A 1,263-nucleotide genomic window follows, 5' to 3' on the forward strand; every position below is an offset into this window, starting at 1 on the left:
TGAACCCTATTGAGAAAAAATGGGCACAAGTAAAGTTTCTACGCCAAGGGTGGATGGAAAATGACTTATCCAAATTATTTTATGATGTTTGTCCTAGCTATAACATTTTTGTTTTGAACTGACTATAGTATATCAAGCCAATTTATTAATTTTTTAATAAACGCTTGATTTAAGCATTTAAGTTTGTCGTATTGAGAGATTGTAGTCGGTAATAATTTAGATCCTGTCCTCAATAAACTTGATAAATCTTCTTTATTGAAGTCATTACTTGTAATGTTATTGTCTAATAAATATTGATACAAAATGATTAAGCGAATAAAATTCATAAGCTCATCATCGTAAGTATTATCTTTGTCAGTATTATCTTTCGTAGCTATATTTCTATATGGCCAAAACAAATCTGCCCAATCAGTATCGATCTTATGGATGAAGTACCTATAACCATCTACCGGTGCATCATCAAAACCTTTAATATCTAACTGATAAATAGGCCAATCGCTGCTATATGACTTGATAGTTTGCTCAAGTTTGGCCTTGAAGTGCTCAAATGAAGTCAGTGACTTACCGCGAGCGTTCATTTTAATGTATAGCTCATCAGTTAAACCAAAGGACTGTAACTCCAGATACTGAAAGGTAATATAAGAAATTTCAGTCTCAGTCAGTCTTTGATATAAATTGGTTTCAACACTGCTAAACTTTTGCTCAATGGCATCTAACATGTGCAAACAAGCTTGGACGGTTGGGTCTAGCTTCCACGATGAAAAGAACCATTTACAATCGCTGATTAGCTCGCTTATCTTTAGTTTGTTTGATCTTTCAGATTGATGGAACTTATCTTCAAAGTTTGCATCCGAGGTTAAAGCATCAAAGAATTCTGCTGAGCTTGGGCGGGTCTTATAACTAAATCTAGACTTATTATTAAGTGTGAAATGCTTCCTGAACTCAGATGTACAGTTATTTTTTACTGCCAAAAACCAATGCAGTAAAAACAGAGTAGTCAGTCGTTGCTGCCCATCGAGTACTGAAAAGGATTTATCAGACTCTATACTTCCATAAATGAAGTCCAAATCTAGAGATTGGTTAGATACTGCTCGGTTTTTTGTTAGTGCTGTAGATAGGGCATCCAAAAACAGGTTTGAACCGCCCCGACTATATCGGAGAGTGGATTGCTTGAGTCAGGCAGCTTTGTCTGACTCACAAAGACTATCATAGTATCGTCTCTCAAACTCAAAAGGCGACACATAACTAATCGTACTATGAATG

Annotated in this window: 1 protein-coding gene; it reads right to left on the reverse strand. The window is 35.5% G+C overall.

All coding sequences use genetic code 11. The features are described 5' to 3' along the window. Positions 1-122: 122 nt before the first annotated feature. Entirely contained in the window at positions 123-1,127 is a 1,005-nt protein-coding gene (locus tag JMX83_RS14900; RefSeq protein WP_201603368.1) for a DUF262 domain-containing protein, read from the reverse strand. Positions 1,128-1,263 lie beyond the last annotated feature (136 nt).

The organism is Psychrobacter piscatorii, assembly GCF_904846415.1.
Lineage (GTDB): Bacteria > Pseudomonadota > Gammaproteobacteria > Pseudomonadales > Moraxellaceae > Psychrobacter > Psychrobacter piscatorii.